At 42.8% G+C, this 18,215-nt stretch carries 23 protein-coding genes; 15 read left to right on the top strand and 8 right to left on the bottom strand.

Annotated features, from left to right (window positions below; genetic code table 11):
* Positions 1–354: 354 nt before the first annotated feature.
* The 4 genes from B4F08_RS12900 (at position 355) to B4F08_RS12885 (ending at position 3,409) form a co-directional block, all read left to right on the top strand.
* Positions 355–1,140 (top strand): ABC transporter substrate-binding protein, encoded by a 786-nt coding sequence (locus tag B4F08_RS12900; protein ID WP_086210340.1) that lies wholly within the window; start codon positions 355–357, stop codon positions 1,138–1,140.
* 84 nt (positions 1,141–1,224) lie between these two features.
* On the top strand, positions 1,225–1,914 hold the full coding sequence (locus B4F08_RS12895) for an ABC transporter permease (protein WP_086210341.1): 690 nt from the start codon (positions 1,225–1,227) through the stop codon (positions 1,912–1,914).
* Positions 1,911–2,624 carry an ABC transporter permease gene (locus B4F08_RS12890; protein ID WP_291374612.1) on the top strand — a complete coding sequence of 238 codons (714 nt, stop codon included), beginning with the start codon at positions 1,911–1,913 and terminating at the stop codon, positions 2,622–2,624. Before B4F08_RS12895 ends, B4F08_RS12890 begins: the two co-directional genes overlap by 4 nt.
* Before the next feature lie 8 nt (positions 2,625–2,632).
* A complete protein-coding gene (locus B4F08_RS12885) occupies positions 2,633–3,409 on the top strand; it encodes an ABC transporter ATP-binding protein (RefSeq protein ID WP_086210343.1) in 777 nt (258 codons plus the stop codon).
* 611 nt (positions 3,410–4,020) lie between these two features.
* Here B4F08_RS12885 and B4F08_RS12880 read toward each other — a convergent pair.
* Positions 4,021–4,479 carry an Lrp/AsnC family transcriptional regulator gene (locus tag B4F08_RS12880; protein WP_086210344.1) on the bottom strand — a complete coding sequence of 153 codons (459 nt, stop codon included), beginning with the start codon at positions 4,477–4,479 and terminating at the stop codon, positions 4,021–4,023.
* A 93-nt stretch (positions 4,480–4,572) separates the two neighbouring features.
* Between B4F08_RS12880 and B4F08_RS12875 the strand changes: the two genes are divergently transcribed.
* Entirely contained in the window at positions 4,573–5,190 is a 618-nt protein-coding gene (locus B4F08_RS12875; RefSeq protein WP_291374609.1) for a LysE family translocator, read from the top strand.
* 83 nt (positions 5,191–5,273) lie between these two features.
* On the opposite strand, the gene B4F08_RS12870 is transcribed toward B4F08_RS12875, so the two are convergent.
* The gene (locus tag B4F08_RS12870) at positions 5,274–6,548 is read right to left on the bottom strand and encodes a replication-associated recombination protein A (RefSeq protein WP_086210346.1); all 1,275 of its coding nucleotides are present in this window, start codon (positions 6,546–6,548) and stop codon (positions 5,274–5,276) included.
* Between the two features lie 98 nt (positions 6,549–6,646).
* The gene (locus B4F08_RS12865) at positions 6,647–7,099 is read right to left on the bottom strand and encodes a YcgN family cysteine cluster protein (protein WP_291374607.1); all 453 of its coding nucleotides are present in this window, start codon (positions 7,097–7,099) and stop codon (positions 6,647–6,649) included.
* 202 nt (positions 7,100–7,301) lie between these two features.
* Here B4F08_RS12865 and B4F08_RS12860 point away from each other — a divergent pair, with 202 nt between their 5' ends.
* The 8 genes from B4F08_RS12860 (at position 7,302) to ahr (ending at position 12,482) form a co-directional block, all read left to right on the top strand.
* Entirely contained in the window at positions 7,302–7,460 is a 159-nt protein-coding gene (locus B4F08_RS12860) for a DUF1328 domain-containing protein (RefSeq protein WP_004647174.1), read from the top strand.
* 169 nt (positions 7,461–7,629) lie between these two features.
* Positions 7,630–8,370, top strand: coding sequence for a dienelactone hydrolase family protein (locus B4F08_RS12855; RefSeq protein ID WP_291374605.1), 741 nt, complete (start codon positions 7,630–7,632; stop codon positions 8,368–8,370).
* Between the two features lie 73 nt (positions 8,371–8,443).
* A complete protein-coding gene (locus B4F08_RS12850) occupies positions 8,444–8,806 on the top strand; it encodes an HIT family protein (protein WP_086210349.1) in 363 nt (120 codons plus the stop codon).
* 106 nt (positions 8,807–8,912) lie between these two features.
* Complete coding sequence (mutY, locus tag B4F08_RS12845) at positions 8,913–9,947, top strand: A/G-specific adenine glycosylase (protein ID WP_291374603.1); 1,035 nt, start codon at positions 8,913–8,915, stop codon at positions 9,945–9,947.
* A 117-nt stretch (positions 9,948–10,064) separates the two neighbouring features.
* Entirely contained in the window at positions 10,065–10,589 is a 525-nt protein-coding gene (locus B4F08_RS12840; RefSeq protein WP_086210385.1) for a M23 family metallopeptidase, read from the top strand.
* A 15-nt stretch (positions 10,590–10,604) separates the two neighbouring features.
* Complete coding sequence (locus B4F08_RS12835) at positions 10,605–10,850, top strand: hypothetical protein (protein ID WP_086210351.1); 246 nt, start codon at positions 10,605–10,607, stop codon at positions 10,848–10,850.
* 21 nt (positions 10,851–10,871) lie between these two features.
* Positions 10,872–11,426, top strand: coding sequence for a DNA-3-methyladenine glycosylase I (locus tag B4F08_RS12830; RefSeq protein WP_119063347.1), 555 nt, complete (start codon positions 10,872–10,874; stop codon positions 11,424–11,426).
* A gap of 33 nt (positions 11,427–11,459) precedes the next feature.
* On the top strand, positions 11,460–12,482 hold the full coding sequence (ahr, locus tag B4F08_RS12825; RefSeq protein WP_086210353.1) for an NADPH-dependent aldehyde reductase Ahr: 1,023 nt from the start codon (positions 11,460–11,462) through the stop codon (positions 12,480–12,482).
* Between the two features lie 28 nt (positions 12,483–12,510).
* Here the strand turns inward: ahr and B4F08_RS12820 are convergent, their stop codons facing one another.
* On the bottom strand, positions 12,511–13,962 hold the full coding sequence (locus B4F08_RS12820) for a PLP-dependent aminotransferase family protein (protein WP_291374601.1): 1,452 nt from the start codon (positions 13,960–13,962) through the stop codon (positions 12,511–12,513).
* 99 nt (positions 13,963–14,061) lie between these two features.
* Between B4F08_RS12820 and B4F08_RS12815 the strand changes: the two genes are divergently transcribed.
* Positions 14,062–14,466 (top strand): hypothetical protein, encoded by a 405-nt coding sequence (locus B4F08_RS12815; protein WP_086210355.1) that lies wholly within the window; start codon positions 14,062–14,064, stop codon positions 14,464–14,466.
* Positions 14,467–14,517: 51 nt separating this feature from the next.
* Here the strand turns inward: B4F08_RS12815 and B4F08_RS12810 are convergent, their stop codons facing one another.
* Entirely contained in the window at positions 14,518–15,165 is a 648-nt protein-coding gene (locus B4F08_RS12810; protein WP_086210356.1) for an START domain-containing protein, read from the bottom strand.
* A 57-nt stretch (positions 15,166–15,222) separates the two neighbouring features.
* Positions 15,223–16,044 carry a 4-hydroxy-tetrahydrodipicolinate reductase gene (dapB, locus tag B4F08_RS12805; protein ID WP_086210357.1) on the bottom strand — a complete coding sequence of 274 codons (822 nt, stop codon included), beginning with the start codon at positions 16,042–16,044 and terminating at the stop codon, positions 15,223–15,225.
* A 197-nt stretch (positions 16,045–16,241) separates the two neighbouring features.
* Here dapB and B4F08_RS12800 point away from each other — a divergent pair, with 197 nt between their 5' ends.
* Complete coding sequence (locus tag B4F08_RS12800; RefSeq protein WP_110974713.1) at positions 16,242–16,478, top strand: hypothetical protein; 237 nt, start codon at positions 16,242–16,244, stop codon at positions 16,476–16,478.
* A gap of 62 nt (positions 16,479–16,540) precedes the next feature.
* Here the strand turns inward: B4F08_RS12800 and dnaJ are convergent, their stop codons facing one another.
* Both dnaJ and B4F08_RS12790 read right to left on the bottom strand, forming a co-directional pair.
* The gene (gene dnaJ, locus B4F08_RS12795; RefSeq protein WP_086210359.1) at positions 16,541–17,659 is read right to left on the bottom strand and encodes a molecular chaperone DnaJ; all 1,119 of its coding nucleotides are present in this window, start codon (positions 17,657–17,659) and stop codon (positions 16,541–16,543) included.
* A 105-nt stretch (positions 17,660–17,764) separates the two neighbouring features.
* The gene (locus B4F08_RS12790; protein ID WP_086210360.1) at positions 17,765–18,142 is read right to left on the bottom strand and encodes a hypothetical protein; all 378 of its coding nucleotides are present in this window, start codon (positions 18,140–18,142) and stop codon (positions 17,765–17,767) included.
* Positions 18,143–18,215 lie beyond the last annotated feature (73 nt).

The following is an 18,215-nucleotide window of genomic DNA, read 5'->3' as shown; positions in this document are numbered from 1 at the left end:
TGCTCGTTTTCAAACCACGTTTCACTCAGCATACACTTTGTGGAACATCGAAATTTGCTAAAAAATCAACAACGCTGTACGTCATAACGCACAAGACTTCAGGTATATTTCAGCTATGTATCAGATATGTTTTTGAATATGATAAAAACTTATGAACAGGACGTTCTTTAGATAAAAAATTTCCAACCGAAACAGTACGCTTATTTCCTCCTATCTCATGGCGAAAGATCAACTCATCACCAACGATCGGAAAATTGGTATAAATATTGCTTTTATTCAAAAGTAATCAGTAGGATAAGTTCTATCTTCGTCTTATTTTCTAGATTTGATTTTTTACGGATGGCTATATTTACAATGAAAAACTGGCAAAAGAAATTACTCCTTTCGACCACATTCGTACTCACTGCGTTGAGCGGCTCTGTTCAAGCCAAAGAATGGAAAACTATTCGTTTTGGTACAGAATCCGCATACGCTCCTTTTGAATATAAAACCCCTGACAATAAGCTGGTCGGTTTTGACATCGACTTGGGAAATGCTATTTGCGCCAAATTAAAAGCCAAATGTGTTTGGGTAGAAAACTCCTTTGATGGAATGATTCCTGCCCTCAAAGCCAAGAAATTTGATGGAATTTTATCATCCATGACCGTGACGGCTGATCGTTCAAAACAAATCGCGTTTAGTAATAAAATTTATAATACTCCAACCCGCATGGTCGCGAAAAAAGGCTCTCCTTTACTTCCGACACCCGCTTCTTTGAAAGGAAAACGTGTAGGTGTGCAACAAGGGACCATCCAAGAAAGTTATGCAAAAGCTTATTGGGCACCTAAAGGTGTGAATGTGGTTCCTTATCCAAACCAAGATGTGCTTTATCAAGACATGGTTTCTGGGCGTCTAGATGCAACATTACAAGATGCAATTATGGTTGATGGTGGTTTCCTGAAATCAGCAAAAGGTAAAGGCTTTGCTTTTGCAGGCAATAATGTGGTCGATGCCAAAACACTCGGTGTAGGGGCTGCCATCGGCTTACGTAAAGAAGACGTCGATCTGAAAAAGAATATTGATAAGGCTTTAGCTGAAATTATTGCCGACGGCACCTATAAAAAACTCGAGAAAAAATACTTCTCCTTCAGCATTTATTAACCTATAAAGTGTCGGTTCAATACCGACACTTTTTATATATAGCTGATTTACAAAATATTATATTTTTACTCGGAGAAACTGAGTATGTTTTTGTCTGGCTATGGTCCCGTATTACTCAGTGGCACTTGGATGACCATTCAGCTTGCATTGTTATCCCTTGTACTTTCGATCATGATTGGATTGTTTGGTGCCAGTGCCAAACTCTCCCATATTAAAATCATACGCTATGTTGCGACTGTTTATACCACACTCATTCGTAGTGTTCCCGATCTGGTGATCATGTTGTTGTTATTCTATAGCCTGCAACTTGGACTGAACTCCATTACCGAATCTTTGCAGATGGAGCAAATTGATATCAATCCCTTTGTGGCGGGGGTGATTACTTTGGCATTTATTTATGGGGCCTATTTTACTGAAACCTTTCGTGGTGCATTTCAAGCCGTCCCCAAAGGTCAACTTGAAGCCGCATATGCCTACGGCATGACCCCATTTCAAGTTTTCAGGCGTGTCCTCTTTCCACAAATGATGCGTTTTGCCTTACCAGGCATTGGTAACAACTGGCAAGTCCTCATCAAAGCCACCGCTTTGGTGTCCTTAATTGGTTTGACCGACATTGTCAAAATTACCCAAGATGCAGGTCGAAGCAGCATGCAAGTGTTCTATTTTAGTATCGTTGCGGCAGTCATTTATTTGGCCATCACCACCCTTTCAAATTTAATACTCATGTGGCTGGAACGTCGTTATTCTGCTGGTGTGAAAAAGGGACAATTATGATTGAGATTATTCAACAATATTGGCAGTCTTACCTGTGGACCGATGGTTTTCAAATGACTGGCGTTGCCATGACCGCATGGTTGTTGGTACTTTCTATTGCAATTGGCTTTGTTTTAGCTGTACCTCTATCGGTTGCCCGCGTATCAGAAAATCCTTTTTTACGTCTTCCTGTTTGGTTTTACACCTATGTATTTCGTGGTACACCCCTCTATATACAACTGCTGATTATTTACACGGGAATTTATAGCCTTGAATTTGTCCATGCCCATGAACGGCTCGATGAATTCTTTAGAGAAGGGCTTAATTGCACCATTTTAGCGTTTGCACTCAATACAGCGGCTTATACCACTGAGATTTTTGCTGGCGCAATACGTTCAATTCCCTACGGTGAAATTGAGGCGGCAAAAGCCTTTGGAATGTCGCCGTGGAAACGCTATACCCGCATTATTATTCCGTCTATGCTACGCCGAGCACTGCCTTTTTATGGCAATGAAGTCATTTTGATGTTGCATGCAACCACCATTGCCTTCACTGCAACCGTGCCTGATATTCTCAAAATTGCACGAGATGTCAATGCTGCCACTTATGCCACTTTTGACGCCTTTGGCATTGCCGCTGTGCTATATGCCTGTCTGGCATTTATCCTCATTTGGATCTTTCGTAAATTGGAACAACGCTGGCTGGCGTTTTTAAAACCATCGAATCATTAGGAGAAAAAATGGAAAATTCAGCAAAACTGGTGATTCGAGATCTTTGTAAAAGCTTTGGCGATCATGAAGTCTTAAAAGGGGTTTCACTTGAGGCACATGCAGGCGATGTGATTAGTATTATTGGTTCCTCGGGTTCAGGTAAAAGCACCTTTCTTCGCTGCATCAATTTTCTAGAGCAGCCAAGCCAAGGTAGCATTGAACTCAATGGTGAGCAGTTAGAGACGAGCTTGGATAAAAATGGCAATCTCAAAGCCACAAATCCCAAACAGCTACAAAAAATGCGCACCCAACTGATGATGGTGTTTCAACATTTCAACTTATGGTCACATATGACGGTATTAGAAAACATCGTTGAAGGGCCCATTCATGTTTTAGGTTTAAAACGGAGTGAAGCGGAAGAACGGGCTCGTAAATATTTAAGAAAAGTTGGGCTCGCAGAAAGTGTAGAAACAAAATACCCCTCTTTTCTATCTGGTGGACAGCAACAGCGTGTCGCGATTGCTCGTGCCTTGGCAATGGAGCCTGAGGTGATGTTGTTTGATGAACCAACCAGTGCTTTGGACCCTGAGCTGGTAGGTGAGGTGTTGAAAGTGATGCAAAGTTTGGCTGAAGAAGGCCGAACCATGATTGTGGTCACCCATGAAATGGGCTTCGCACGCCATGTGTCCAACCATGTTATATTTTTAGATCAAGGTAAAATTGAAGAACAAGGCGACCCGAAAGAAGTCTTGATTCACCCGAAAAGTGAACGCCTAAAACAGTTTTTAGAAGGTAACTTTAAATAATTGATGTCCCTCAGAACTCTGTTCAGGAAAAACCCGTTTTAAACAGAATGCCAGTCAGTTCCGAAACTGACCGGCATTTTCTTTTTAAACTCTAGATCTTATTTAATACTGGTTAATGTCATCCGCCACCCAAAAAAAAATAAAAACATTGCTTTTATCTGTGGTGCAAGACGAAGTCGTCAGCATTAAAAATGGACTGCTTTTACAGCAAAAGTTGTTTTACATATATAAATTGAACAAGTTCTGTGGTCGGGCACATCGCATCGCAAGATTTTTTCTTACCAAACCTTGCTTCATCAGAAACAAAACAAAGACCGAAAATTGAACTTAAAAACGCTAAGGCTCAGCAAAAAGGAGCTAAAAGTTTAAGGAAATGAATATGGAGCGTATTTACTGGCTGACATTTTCTTTTTAATCGGGCCATTTTATTACAACCCTAAACCAACACTTTCAACTTGGCGCATATATAGGGCCGATAGCTAACGTTTTATCGCGGTACACTCAAACTGACAAGAATATTTCAACATCAACGCACGACTGAAAGGGTTTAACTCGCGAATAGCGATTCATGTTAAAAACCTCGCTAGAACATTCGGTGTCCTATTGACACGTTATATATTTGCATACTGATTTTTAGTGGTTTCCATCACTAAAAAACTGGTGATGGAGGTAATACAAGGAATCGTCCCCAAAACATCCGTATGGAACTTTTTATACGCTTTAATATCTGCCACTTCTACTCTAAGTAAATACTCAACCGAGCCCGTAATGGTATGACACTCGGTCACTTCATCCGCAACAGAAATCACATCCTCAAACTGAACCAAACTTTCTTTTGAGTGACAAGACAGCCCGATAGTCACATAAACCGTTAAACCAATCCCCAAAAGCGAACGGTCAATCACCGCTTTATATCCGCGAATAATGCCTATTTTTTCTAGTTCTTGCACGCGTCGTAAACAGGCCGAGGCTGACAAACCCACGCGTTCCGCCAGTTTAATATTGGTTAAATGTGCATCGCGTTCAAGCTCACACAATATCTTTCGGTCCAAGCGGTCTAATTCAATCATTTATTGCATAAAATTCATTTTTAAAGATCAATATACAATCAAATTGTGCTAGATCAACAATAAAATAATATTTATTTTGACCTTTCAGCCATTATGAATATGTCTCTCTTTGCACCTTATCTGCTGTTTTGTATTGTTATGACAAGCACACCTGGCCCTAATAATGCACTGGTCATACTGTCTGGTGCACGATTTGGAATATATAAAACTGTACCGCTCATTCTTGGCATTGCCTTTGGGGTTGCCGTACAACTCTTCACCATTGGCATCGGATTGAACCAAATTTTCCTTACTCTGCCTCAGCTTCAATTTATTTTAGGTTTTATTGGTTTTATGTATATTCTTTGGCTTGCATGGAAAATTGCATCTAGTGGGCCACTCAACATCGAATTAGAGCAGAAACCCTCCATGGGCTTCCTGCAAGGTGCGTTATTTCAGTGGGTCAATCCCAAAGCATGGATCATCTCTATCAGCACAGTCTCGACTTATTTTGCTTTAAATCCTCCTGTCAGCGAGATCATTTATGCCGCCCTGATTTTAATGTTGGTTTCGATTCCCTGCGTTGGCATTTGGGCGGTGAGTGGACTTTTCTTACGTCAGCATCTCATCAAACCTCAGTTTGCTTTTATCTTTAATCTCACGATGGCAATTGCCTTGCTGGTCTCTGTTTTACCTACTGCATTGCGATTGATGAGTAGTTTAACGCCATGAGCATATAAAAATCCCTACACATGGCTACAACGCATACATAAACCACTCCAACAAAAAAGCCCGATCTTTCAATCGGGCTATGTTTACTGTTGCTGCTGCTGTTGTTGCCAACGTCGCTGTTGTAAGCGCTCTCCTTCAACCTCACGCTTATTGCGTGCTGACTCATATAGCTTGGTGCCTTTCAGTTCAGGTGGTAAATACTCTTGCATCACAAAATGCTCTGGATAGTTGTGTGGATACAAGTAGTCGACACCATAGCCTTGCTCTTTCATCAACTTAGTTGGTGCATTTCTTAAATGCAACGGCACAGGTAAATTTGCCGTTTTTTCAGCCAAATCTAAGGCTTTATTGATTGCAAGATATGTACTATTACTTTTTGCACTGGTCGCCAAATACACCGCACACTGCCCTAAAATAATTCGGCACTCTGGCATACCCACAGCTTGAACAGAGCGGAAGCATTCGCCCGCCAGAAGTAAAGCATTCGGATTTGAGTTGCCAATATCCTCAGAGGCAGCAATCAACATACGACGTGCAATAAAAACGGGATCTTCTCCGCCTTTGAGCATGCGTGCCATCCAATATAAAGTAGCATCAGGGTCACTGCCACGAATCGACTTGATAAAAGCCGACACCAAATCATAGTGCTGCTCACCCGATTTGTCATAACGGGCAATATTTTGCTGTGCAACTTTGACAACCATTGCATTGGTCACGATATTTTCAACGTCTGGCTCGAAAGTTCCTGCAATCAACTCAATAAGATTCAAAGCCTTACGTGCATCACCTGCGGCAAATTGCACCAAAGCTTCAAATTCTTCGATCTGAATGTAGCGCTCTTTTAAAAATTTGTCGTTCTTAATCGCTTGTAATAATAAAGTTTGAATCGCATCAGCATCAAGCGCATTTAAGGTATAGACCTGACAACGTGACAGTAGCGCGCTGTTCACTTCAAAAGATGGATTTTCTGTGGTGGCGCCAATGAGGGTAATTTTGCCTTTCTCCACAGCATTCAGTAGCGCGTCTTGCTGTGATTTGTTAAAACGATGAATTTCGTCAATAAACACCACGGGTGGCATTAAGTCCCCGCCATCGGCAATGATCTCACGGAGTTCTTTGACCCCCGTATTGAGTGCAGATAAACTGACAAACGGTCGGTCGATCGCTTGTGCCAACAGTAAAGCAATCGTGGTTTTCCCCACCCCAGGTGGTCCCCAAAAAATAATAGATGGCAAATGTCCTTGATCAATCATTTGACGGAGCGGTGCCTGCTCACCCAATAAGTGATCTTGCCCAATAATTTCAGACAAATCACGCGGGCGTAAACGTTCAGGCAGTGGAATATTGCTATCGGACATAGGGCTAAGACTTAAATGCGTTCATCGAATGCTTATGTTATGGCAAATTCAGGTAAATGACACAAGCTTTTCATGCAATTTCACGCCGCTTTTCTCCGCTAGCGAACCCAACGCACAATATAGTCTTCGATCTCTTCTTGATTGATCTCATCTTCAGAAATACAGCGTCCCGCCGCAGACTTTTTGGCTTTTAGAATGCTCTCACGTGAACCCGTGTTCAGATAGTGCCATCTGGGTAAATTTTTACCTTCATGTAAACGACGATAGGCACAGCTCGGTGGTAACCAATGAATCGTGTCTAAAAGTTCGGGGGTGAGCTGGATACAATCGGGTACATGCTGCTTGCGGTTGGGGTAATTACGACAACTGGCCGTTTGGCAATCCAACAGCTTACAAGACACTTTGGTATAGGCGACTTCCTGACTTTCCTCATCTTCAAGTTTCACCAAACAACACAGACCACAACCATCACACAGCGCCTCCCACTCTGCTGGATGTAACTCAGCAAGGGTATAATGCTTCCAAAACTCTGGGCGTAATTCGTGTGCCATGGGGGCTGCCAATAAACTCAATGACCTATTATAACCGATCATCAGCTTAGTTTTTAGCGTCAGATCATTTTCAAGATTTACATCATATTCATAAACTTAAAAATAAAAACAGAACATTTTTTAAACAAAAGCAACACAGTGAGTTTGAAGGATCTTTTTATACTCAATAAGTAATCAATAAAAACATCCATGGAGAAGAGCTATGTTTCGTTGGGCGATTATTTTTGCAGTGATTGCACTGATTGCAAGTTTACTTGGCTTTGGTGGTGTCGCAGGTTTATCGAAAGACTTTGCAATTATTTTATTAGTGATTGCAGTCATACTTGCTATTGTCGGCTTCTTGTCCCGTGGCAAAGTATAGGGAGCTTAAATGCTTCACTGACAAAAAAGAAGGAATGATTTCCTTCTTTTTTCGTTATGGCATTTAAAAAATAATTTCTCACATTTCTTCTACAAATCAGGCTATTTTTCAAATCCTTGTAAAAGTTTTTATGCTTTAATCAGAACATATTATCTAACAGGATTTGAGCATGACGATCAGTATTCAAACTCGGGAAATTCAATATAACACAGCAGATGGACAACGCTTAGTCGGTTATTTTGCAGCACCCAATGGCCAAACACCCCATGCAGGAATCATTGTTGCACCCGAATGGTGGGGTCGAAATGAATATACTGAACAACGTGCTCGCGAACTGGCTGAACATGGTTATGCTGCTCTGGCGATTGATATGTACGGCGACAAAAAAGTCACCACTGATGCCAAGCAAGCCTATGAATGGATGATGCAAACTTTTGCCGATGCAGACACCATCGTCAACCGTGCGCAAGCTGGTTTAGATACGCTTGCAGCCCAGCCTGAAGTGAATGCCGATCAACTGGCGGCCATTGGTTTTTGTTATGGTGGCAAAGTGGTTTTAGACTTGGCACGTTCTGGTGCTCCACTCAAAGCTGTCGCAACCTTCCATGCAACTTTGGCACCGAAAGCCCCTGCGGTCGAAGGTCAAATTCAAGGTGAAATTTTAGTTTTACATGGTGAGTTAGACAGCATGGTCACCTTGGATGATGTTGCAAGCTTCCGTGAAGAAATGCATGCAGCGAAAGTAAATCATGAAGTCATTGTTTTTGAAGATGCGAAGCATGGCTTTAGTAATCCGTTAGCCGATGAACGTGCCAAAGCCAATGGTGTAGACTTGGGCTATAACCCTGAAGCAGAAAGACAGGGTCTTGAAGCAATGTATGACTTGCTAGAACGCAATCTCAGTGCTTAACTAGAGACGAGCAAGCAAATATCACTTGCTCACATCCAGTAGGATAGATAATTAGATTTTAGAGGAGATAACAATGACTGAGACCCAATGCCAATATTGTAATTTTGATGAATTTGATGTGCTTGATAAAAACGAGTTTGGGGTGATTTTACCCGAACCCAATGCGCTCTCTAAAGGTCATTGCGTCATTATCCCTCTACGCCATATCAGTTCATTCTTTGATATCACTGACAAAGAACGTAAGAGCTTAATGTCTTTGTTAGAACTGGCACGTAATGAACTCCAATTGCGTCATCAACCTTCAGGCTTTCATATTGGTTTTAATGACGGTGAAATATTTGGAAATGTGTCTGAACACCTACATATTCATATTATTCCGCGCTATAAAGACCAAGAACTCAAACTCGATGCACGCTGGGGCATGACACACGACTAAATGCTCATTCGATCAATGGCGCTTCGGCGCCATTTTTTATGGGCAAAATACATGCGTATAAAAGACATTCCGTTATACTAAGTCGAATTTTTTGTTTGTGCTTCAGATGTCTCCTTTCTCTTTTTCAGATGCGTTACTGACTTGGTTCGATGTTCATGGTCGACATGACCTACCATGGCAAGTGGCCGATGACCCCTACAAAGTTTGGGTGTCTGAAATTATGCTACAACAGACCCAAGTCAAAACCGTACTGCAATATTTCGAGCGTTTTATCGAACGCTTTCCAACGGTTGAAACTTTAGGGACAGCATCATGGGATGAGGTCGCACCTTACTGGGCAGGTCTCGGCTACTACGCACGCGCGCGTAATCTGCATAAAGCGGCGGGTATTGTGGCACGCCATGGTGCTTTTCCTCAAACCTTGGAAGGATGGATTGAACTGCCCGGTATTGGACCCTCTACCGCAGGGGCACTGATGTCTTTGGGTTTACGTCAGTACGGCGTCATTATGGATGGTAATGTAAAGCGCGTTCTCGCACGTTTTTTTGCTATTGATGACGACCTGAGTAAACCCGCGCATGAGCGTAGCATGTGGCAACTGGCTGACGAACTTTGCCCAAATGAACGTAACCATGACTACACCCAAGCCATCATGGATTTGGGGGCAACCGTCTGTACACCGAAAAAACCGTTGTGCCTCTACTGTCCCATGCAGCAACACTGTAAGGCCCATGCACAAGGGCTAGAAACGGAATTACCCTTTAAAAAACCCAAAAAAGTTGTCCCAATAAAGTCGGCTCAAGTATTGGTGCTGCGTCATCACAATCAATGGCTGTGGCAACAACGCCCCAATAGTGGACTGTGGGGCGGTTTATGGTGTTTACCTATTTTTGAAAACTGTGATGCACTCACGCAACTGTGCCAAAGTCTAGGATTAAAACAAGTCTCGCAACGCGCTGAAATTTCGCATAGTTTCACCCATTTCACTTGGCAACTGGAAGCACTTTGCTTTGAAGTCGATGCCGATCAACTCGAACATTTAAGTATTGAACTGGCAGGCATGTGGTTCGATGTACAAAATGTCACAGAAATGGGCATCCCAACCGCCATGAAAAAATTGATCTCAGCAATTCAACTGTGACATAGTGATGTCATCAATTTGATTGATGATAAAACTTAAAATTATCTCACTTTAAAATGAGATCACAGAGATAAGAAAGGATTGTTCGTGCGTTATTGTTTGCCTCGCATTTCTGCCATGAGCAGTCTAAGTATTCTTCTCCTTTTACTTGCTGCTTGTCGTACCACCCCCCCTGTGCCCAGCGGTAGCCAATTACCCGCAGCTCAAGTTCAGCAGCTTAAAAATATGCGTTTAGCCCAACAATTCCCGGTACCAGTTCAGGGCATCAAACGTCATGCGCTCAAAGACACTTGGGGTGCCTCACGCAGCAGTGGACGAACGCATGAAGGCATCGACATTTTGGCACCAAAGGGAACCAAAGTTTTTTCCGCCACAGAAGGCCTAGTCGCGGACTTACGTAATAACAATTTGGGTGGTAAAGTGGTTTGGATTATGGGACCCGCTGGCACATGGCATTATTATGCTCACCTTGATGATCATAAACGTGGTTTAAAGGTCGGAGACTATGTTAAAAAAGGCGATGTGATTGGCTATGTTGGCAATACAGGCAATGCACGATACACCGCCCCACATTTACATTATGGACTGTATTTACAAGGCAAAGGTCGTGGTGCAGTAAATCCCTATCCTTATTTACGTTAACTTTAGGAATTTTTCATGTCAGAAGCGTTGATCAACCGTCTGGTCGAATTTGCTGAATCAGGCAATCAACAAAAAATTATCTTGGCAGGACAAAGCCACCAAGGCTGGATCATGGAAATTACTGAAGATGCACTCTTAATCAGCACTGGATTTGCAGAAAAGACCGGAAAAGATGTTTGGATTAACTTCTCCGAGCTCGAACACGCCCAATTATTTTATTGGGATAATCAACTCGACCAATGGGCAACGTTTACCCTATAAATAAAAAAGGAGCATTTCCAGATGACCACTCAACGCTGCGGATGGTGCTCCTCAGACCCGCTCTACATCGACTACCATGATCATGAGTGGGGTAAACCACTACATGATGAAAAGCAGCTCTTTGCGATGCTCTGCCTCGAAGGTCAACAAGCGGGGCTGTCATGGATTACCGTCCTGAAAAAACGTGAACACTATCATCGCCATTTTTTCCAGCATTCCATCGAGCAAATTGCAAGTTTTAGCGAAGCAGACTTAGCCACTAAAGTCCAAGACGCAGGGCTAATCCGGCATATCGGAAAACTCACTGCGATTCGTGACAATGCGATTGCATGGGTTGCACTGAAACAACAAGGCATCAACCCTGTGGAATGGCTCTGGAACTTTGTCGAGCAACATGCCATCAACAATGATGTTCCTGACTACCGCACAGCACCTGCACAAACACCTCAAAGCCAAAGCATGTCAAAAGCACTGAAAAAACAGGGCTTCAAGTTTGTTGGCCCGACCACCTGTTATGCCTTTATGCAAGCGGTCGGCATGGTCAATGATCATGAAAATGGCTGTCATTTTAAATAAAACCATCTCAAACGATAAATAAGGACACCGAATATGACTGACAACACCATTCGTGCCTATGCGGCGATGCAAGCAGGCGAGGCCTTACAACCCTATCAATTCGATGCAGGCGAACTGCAAGCACATCAAGTTGAAGTGCAGGTGGAATATTGTGGACTGTGTCATTCTGATGTTTCGGTCATCAATAATGACTGGAATTCATCGGTCTACCCTGTGGTTGCAGGCCATGAAATTATTGGTACTATCATTCGCTTAGGCTCAGAGGCCAAAGGCTTAAAACTGGGGCAACGCGTAGGTATCGGTTGGACCGCTGAAAGTTGTCAACACTGTGACCCATGTGTGTCGGGGCAGCAGGTGCTCTGTACAGGCGGTTCAACAGCAACCATCGTAGGTCATGCAGGTGGTTTTGCCAACAAAGTTCGGGCAGGTTGGCAGTGGATTATTCCCTTACCTGAAGATCTGGACCCTGAGTCAGCAGGGCCTTTGCTGTGTGGCGGGATTACTGTTTTTGATCCAATTTTAAAGCACCAAATTCAAGCTATTCACCATGTTGGTGTGATTGGCATTGGTGGGCTTGGCCATATGGCGATTAAGCTTCTGAAAGGATGGGGCTGTGAAATTACGGCATTCACGTCCAATTTAGACAAAGCTGAAGAGCTCAAAGCTATGGGGGCAGACCATGTCGTAAATAGCCGAGATGTGGATGCACTTAAAGCACAAAGAGGCAAATTCGATCTGTTGCTCAGTACGGTGAATGTCACGCTCAATTGGCAAGCATATTTAGCAACACTTGCTCCGAATGGTACGGTACATATGTTGGGACTGCCCTTAGAACCGATGCAAATTTCTGCGGGTAGTCTAATTGGTGGAGCCAAATCTATCACAGGTTCACCGACAGGATCTCCTGCGGCATTACGCCAACTCCTCAAGTTCGCTGCACGTAAAAATATTGCGCCACAAATTGAACTGTATCCCATGTCGCAGTTAAATGAAGCGCTGGAACGTTTACATTCAGGACAAGCACGTTATCGTATTGTCCTCAAAGCCGACTTTTAAACGATGAGCGCCTCAAAAGAGGCGCTTTTTAGACCGCTTGTTTAACCCCTACCGAACGATTAATTTGCGCCTTGACCCAATCGGCCAACAAGCTAACGGCCTCCCGAATATCTACTGAAAGTTCATGTCCAGCATTGAGACGGATACAGTTTTTATAACGCTGCCCTTCTCCAAAAACCTCTCCGGGCACAATATTGATACCATGTTGTTGCGCAAAATAGTACATGTCTAAACCATCAATACTTTCGGGAAGTTGTAGCCATAGCGCATATCCTCCCAAGGGCTGATTGATCCGTAACTCTACCCCGTCAAAGGCATGCATGATCATGTGTCGATATTGTTCAACTTGCTGTTTCAAAATCGGTTTAAGCTGCTGTAAATGTTCGCGATAGGCACGGCTATAAATCAGGTCAGCCAGCGCCAACTGCAAAGGTGTATTCACGGTGATATTTTGCATCAGCAAAGTAGCCTTCAAATGCGCTAAGCGCTGCGGAATACAGAACCAACCTACCCGATACGCAGTTGAAAGTGACTTGGAAACCGAACCACAGAAAATCACATAACCCTGCTGATCCCAATATTTAATCGGCAGCGGACGACTCGAGCTGAAACTACACTCACCATAAATATCATCTTCAATTACATAGCATTGATAACGTGCCGCCAGTTGTGCAATTTTTTCTTTTTCCGCATTGCTTAGGCAAAACCCCAAGGGATTTTGATAATTGGCCGTAAGTAAGCATGCTTTTGCGCCTGAACTTTGCATGACTTGCTCTAAACGTTCCAAATCAAAACCTTGAGTATCGGCTGGAATTTCAATGATTTTTCGCTTTAAGCCAGCCAACATTTGCAGCTGACCATTAAAATTCGGTGTTGGGACAATCACGCTGTCCCCTTCTTGGCTTAAGTTTTGAATGATTACCGACAATGCAGGCATACAGCCATTGCTGATGTAAATATCATCCTGCGAAATGTAAAAACCATCTTCAGCCCAATGCTCCGACAAAGCTTGTCTTAGGCGAATATGACCTTGCTTATCACTATATAAAAAGTCTTCAGGTTGGCTATGCTTTAGTGCACGTTGGATTGAACGGCGGAGTGCTTCTACAGGCACATGTTTAGGCGAAAGCTGAATAGCACCCAAATGAATGAGACGACTGTTAATAGAAGACTGTTGAATTTCAAGTTGCAGTTCTAAATTTGAGATCTCACGCTCTTGGGACTGAAAGTCTGGATGCTGTGGCACAGGAATAGAGGGACTGGATTTTTTCTGATAGCTGACAAAATAGCCTGATTTATTTTTTACATGAATATAGCCCTGCGATTCGAGCAGTTCATAACAACTTTTGGCAGTATTTAAGCTGACCTTTTGTAAGTTGGCAAACTGGCGTAACGATAACAGCTTCTGCCCTGCGGGTAATTCAGCATTTTGAATTTTTTCAAGTAACTGTGCAGCCAAGCTTTGATACTGGAATGCCATTCATCTGTACCTATTTTTTTAACTTTTATGTATCTGTATCCATTATGCGCACAGAATTATGCTCCTGTCATCCGTCAACGAACGTCAATAGGTGCCTTTATGAAAAAAATAATGATCTCTTTATTTTGTGTATTGAATTTATCTGCATGCCAACCACAAAAGGTTTCACAGCAAGTACAGCAACAGCACTTTATTTGTAAAGCGCTCATTGAAGGGTTTCTCAAAACACAGAACTTAAATGACTACCAATTTTTAAGTTTACAGCCGAGCTTGACGGAAACAGCAACACAGCGAACCTATGAATATCGGTTGAACGATGAACGACAAATGCAGATAAATTTACCCAACAAGAAACATTTAGAATTTCAATGTGATCAAAGCAGTGCCAAACATTTCAAAATCTCACTTGCTGGTGAAGGACATGTCATGCTGAGTTTAATGCACCTAGATTTACCTCAGGCGTCAACTTTACAGCAACTGACTGCTTACCAACAGCCTAAATAAAACCACCATCAAAATCAATTGCCTGTACCGCAGTGCAGGCTTTCAGCAGTTCTAACGTAAAGCCACAGGTAACTGCACAGGCAGATCACGCTGTTCCTGCAATTGCTTTTTCATTTTTTGTAGCATTTGATAAGGCTGCTGTTGGACGAACATGTTCACGATACTCAGTGGAATCGAGCCTTCAGGATTGGCATAACCCGAAGTGGAAACTCTCACTTTGTTTGGTCCGAGTTTTTGGAAAGTCCAATCGCCTTCATAGTGGTTTAAGCGTACATAGTCTGGATTTTTCAGAATATTTTTATCAATGGCTTTGTTTTTAATACTTATCACCCCCTGACTGTCCTTGATCATTTTGCCTTGCACCACCAAGTCGCGATCTTTTAAAGGAAAAGGAAAGTCGAGCACCATATACAACTGGAATTCACCTTTTTTATCATCGCGGGACAAAACTTTGACACTGCCCATATACGGTACCCATTTCACTGCGTGATCTACATCCAAAATCAGTGAAACGGCTTTTTCAATCGGCACATCAAACGTGGTTTCAGCCTTATATAAAAAAACGGGGTTTTGTGCATTTTGATAAGTCCAAACTTTAATATTATTTTTATGAATACTCAGTTTGGCTTGATCCATAGGCTTGGCTTGTGCTGTGCTCATTAAGGCAACAACACAAGCCATATACATGACTTTTTTCATTCTATTCTTCGTCTTATTTTCGTTTTTATCTTGTTTTTATTACGAATGAAACTGGTTTTATACTTGGATATCGTTAAAACCTAACACATCTTTCATATCATATTTACCTGCTTCACGCCCGATGACCCAAGCCGCAGCGCGTACGGCACCTGAAGCAAAGTTCATTCGGTTGGTCGCTTTATGGGTAATTTCAACACGCTCGCCATCGGCAATAAACATCGCGGTATGTTCACCGACAATATCGCCACCACGAATAGTTTGGAAGCCAATGCTTTGACGCTCACGAGGCCCTGTATGACCTTCACGGCAGTATACTGCATCCGTTTTCAAGTCACGCCCTAAAGCTCCAGCAATCGCTTCACCCATCATCAGCGCTGTGCCTGATGGCGCATCGACTTTATGACGGTGATGTGCTTCAATCACTTCAATATCCACGGTGTCACCAAAGACTTTAGAAGCCAATTCCAACAGTTTAATCGAAACGTTGACACCCACAGAATAATTGGCTGCATACACCACAGGTGTTTGAGTCGCAGAGTCATCCAAATAGGCTTTTTGTTCGTCATTCATGCCAGTAGTACCAATCACAATGGCTACACCCGCTTCACGACAAATTTTTAAATGTTGAACAGTCGCTACTGGTGCAGTGAAATCAATCACCACATCACACTCTTTCACTACCGCTTCTAGGCTACCCACCACCTTCACCCCAAGGCTACCAATTCCTGCAAGCTCACCTGCATCTGCACCAATCAATGAACTTTCAGGACGTTCAACGGCTGCAGCCAATTGATAGCCTGCTTCGTTTACCGCTTGAATAAGGATGCGACCCATACGACCGCCTGCACCCAAGACACCAATGCGTGGAGCTGCTGACATAATATATTCCTAATGTAGCTTCAAAATTGTTCTTACTATAGCAAAACTCATTGCCCAGACTAAGTTTTGTTAGCCATTTTCATCGAAAAAATCGCTTTATTTTCAAACATCATTTCTCGTCATTTTCACAAATTTGCAATCAATATTACGCAGACTAGGTTCGCGTTAAAAAACAACTTTAAAATGAGGAAAATAGAATGAAAGCAAAGGTACTTTTTCTAGCGATCGCGTTTGGGGGCTGTCTGGCAAATGTTCAGGCTGAACCTGCTGTTCAAGCAGGCGACACTTTGGAAAGTTTGTCACAAGTCAAAATTAGCACCAGTACACACCCAAAGGTCAATACTGAACAACAAGCGCCATCTGTTGCACCTGTTGAAGAGACCGTCTCTGTAGATCAGATTGATCAACCTGAACTTCCAACAGAAGTGCAGTAACATAAAAAAGCGGGAAAATTTTCCCGCTCTTTTCAATCTTATTTAACCGATATGACGTTTTATCAGTCAAACAGACGGTCAAAGAAAGACTTTTTCTTCGGTGATGATTTGTGATCATCTCCATCCAGAGTTTCTTGCAACTCTTTTAACAACTCACGTTGACGTGCTGTTAAGTTGACTGGCGTTTCGATCACGATACGGCAGAGTAAGTCACCTTGCATACTGGTACGTACAGGTTTAACCCCTTTGCCACGTAAACGGAACATTTTACCCGTTTGTGTACCTTCAGGAATTTTCAAACTCACGCGACCTTCGAGTGTCGGGATTTCAATTTCTTTACCCAAAGCAGCATCGGCAATGCTTACAGGCACATCCATATACAGGTCTGCACCATCACGTTGGAAGATTTCGTGTTCACGCACGACCACTTCTACGTACAAGTCACCTGACTGACCGTCACGAATCGCTTCACCTTTACCCGTTAAACGAACGCGGTCACCATTGTCGACGCCCGCAGGAATCGTCACTTCAAGGGTTTGTTGACGGTCTTTAACACCTGAACCATGACAAGTATTACACGGGTTTTTAATGATCTTGCCCTGACCACGACAAGTGCTACAAGTCTGCTGTACAGAGAAGAAACCTTGTTGCATGCGAACCTGACCTGCACCATGACAGGTTTTACAGGTTTCAACATCATTCGGGTTTTTAGAACCTTTGCCATCACACGTTTCACACGGTGCTGGTGCAGTAAAAGTAATGGTTTTCTTCACTCCTTTTACTGCTTCTTCCAAGGTCAGTTCCATTACATAACGTAAGTCAGAACCACGGCGCGCACGCTGTTGGCCACGACCACCGCCACCACCAAATGCGCCACCGAAAATGTCACCAAATTGACTAAAGATATCTTCTGCGCTGAAACCACCACCGAAGCCACCGCCGCCGCCCATACCACCTTCAAAGGCTTGATGCCCCATACGGTCATACATGCTGCGCTTTTCGCTATCCGACAAAATTTCATAAGCTTCAGCAGCTTCTTTGAACTTCTCTTCAGCTTCGGCATTATCAGGGTTACGATCTGGATGATATTTCATCGCCAACTTACGGTAGGCTTTTTTAATTTCATCATCACTAGCGGTTTTAGCAACACCTAAAACCTCATAATAATCACGTTTAGCCATGTCTGGCGATGCTCCTCACGGAATTTATTTAATACTGGGCTGTGGTCTGAAATTGGGGGTCAAACCAAGTTTTACAAGGGGATGTTTGAAAAAAAATCAGTATGTTTAGAAAACAGCCTTATTTTTCAAAAATTTAGAGAAGCCTTTAAACCATGCATTTAAAAGAAAAAGAAATGCAATACAGCTAAAAACGACACCTGCAACAGTACATGCGGTGACCCACAATGCGCTGTCCCAAGTGAAAAACATGAGCGGAATAAACCACAATGCTGCAAACAAAGCCAAGATGCTATAAATCACAATATTACGCATCACCCAAAGGGCTTGGGCTTGTAACCAGACCTCAGCGTGATCAATCTGCGTGACTTTCCGTGCATACCAATATGAAAATGCGCCACTAATCACAGTAAACAAAGCTAAAAACATGAAGACATAAGAAATCGCTATAGAGCGGCGATACTTGGTAATATTGTCTTGCATCATGCGTTTAACCCCATTTGCTACATCGTTCGTTTTGTAATGTGTAGCAAAAACTGCTTTATAAAAATGCCATAAA

Origin of the sequence: Acinetobacter sp. UBA6720, from assembly GCF_002454215.1 — a bacterium.
In the GTDB taxonomy this organism is placed as follows: domain Bacteria; phylum Pseudomonadota; class Gammaproteobacteria; order Pseudomonadales; family Moraxellaceae; genus Acinetobacter.
The sequence above is the reverse complement of the archived record's forward strand: the minus strand, read 5'-3'. Positions and strand labels throughout refer to the sequence as shown.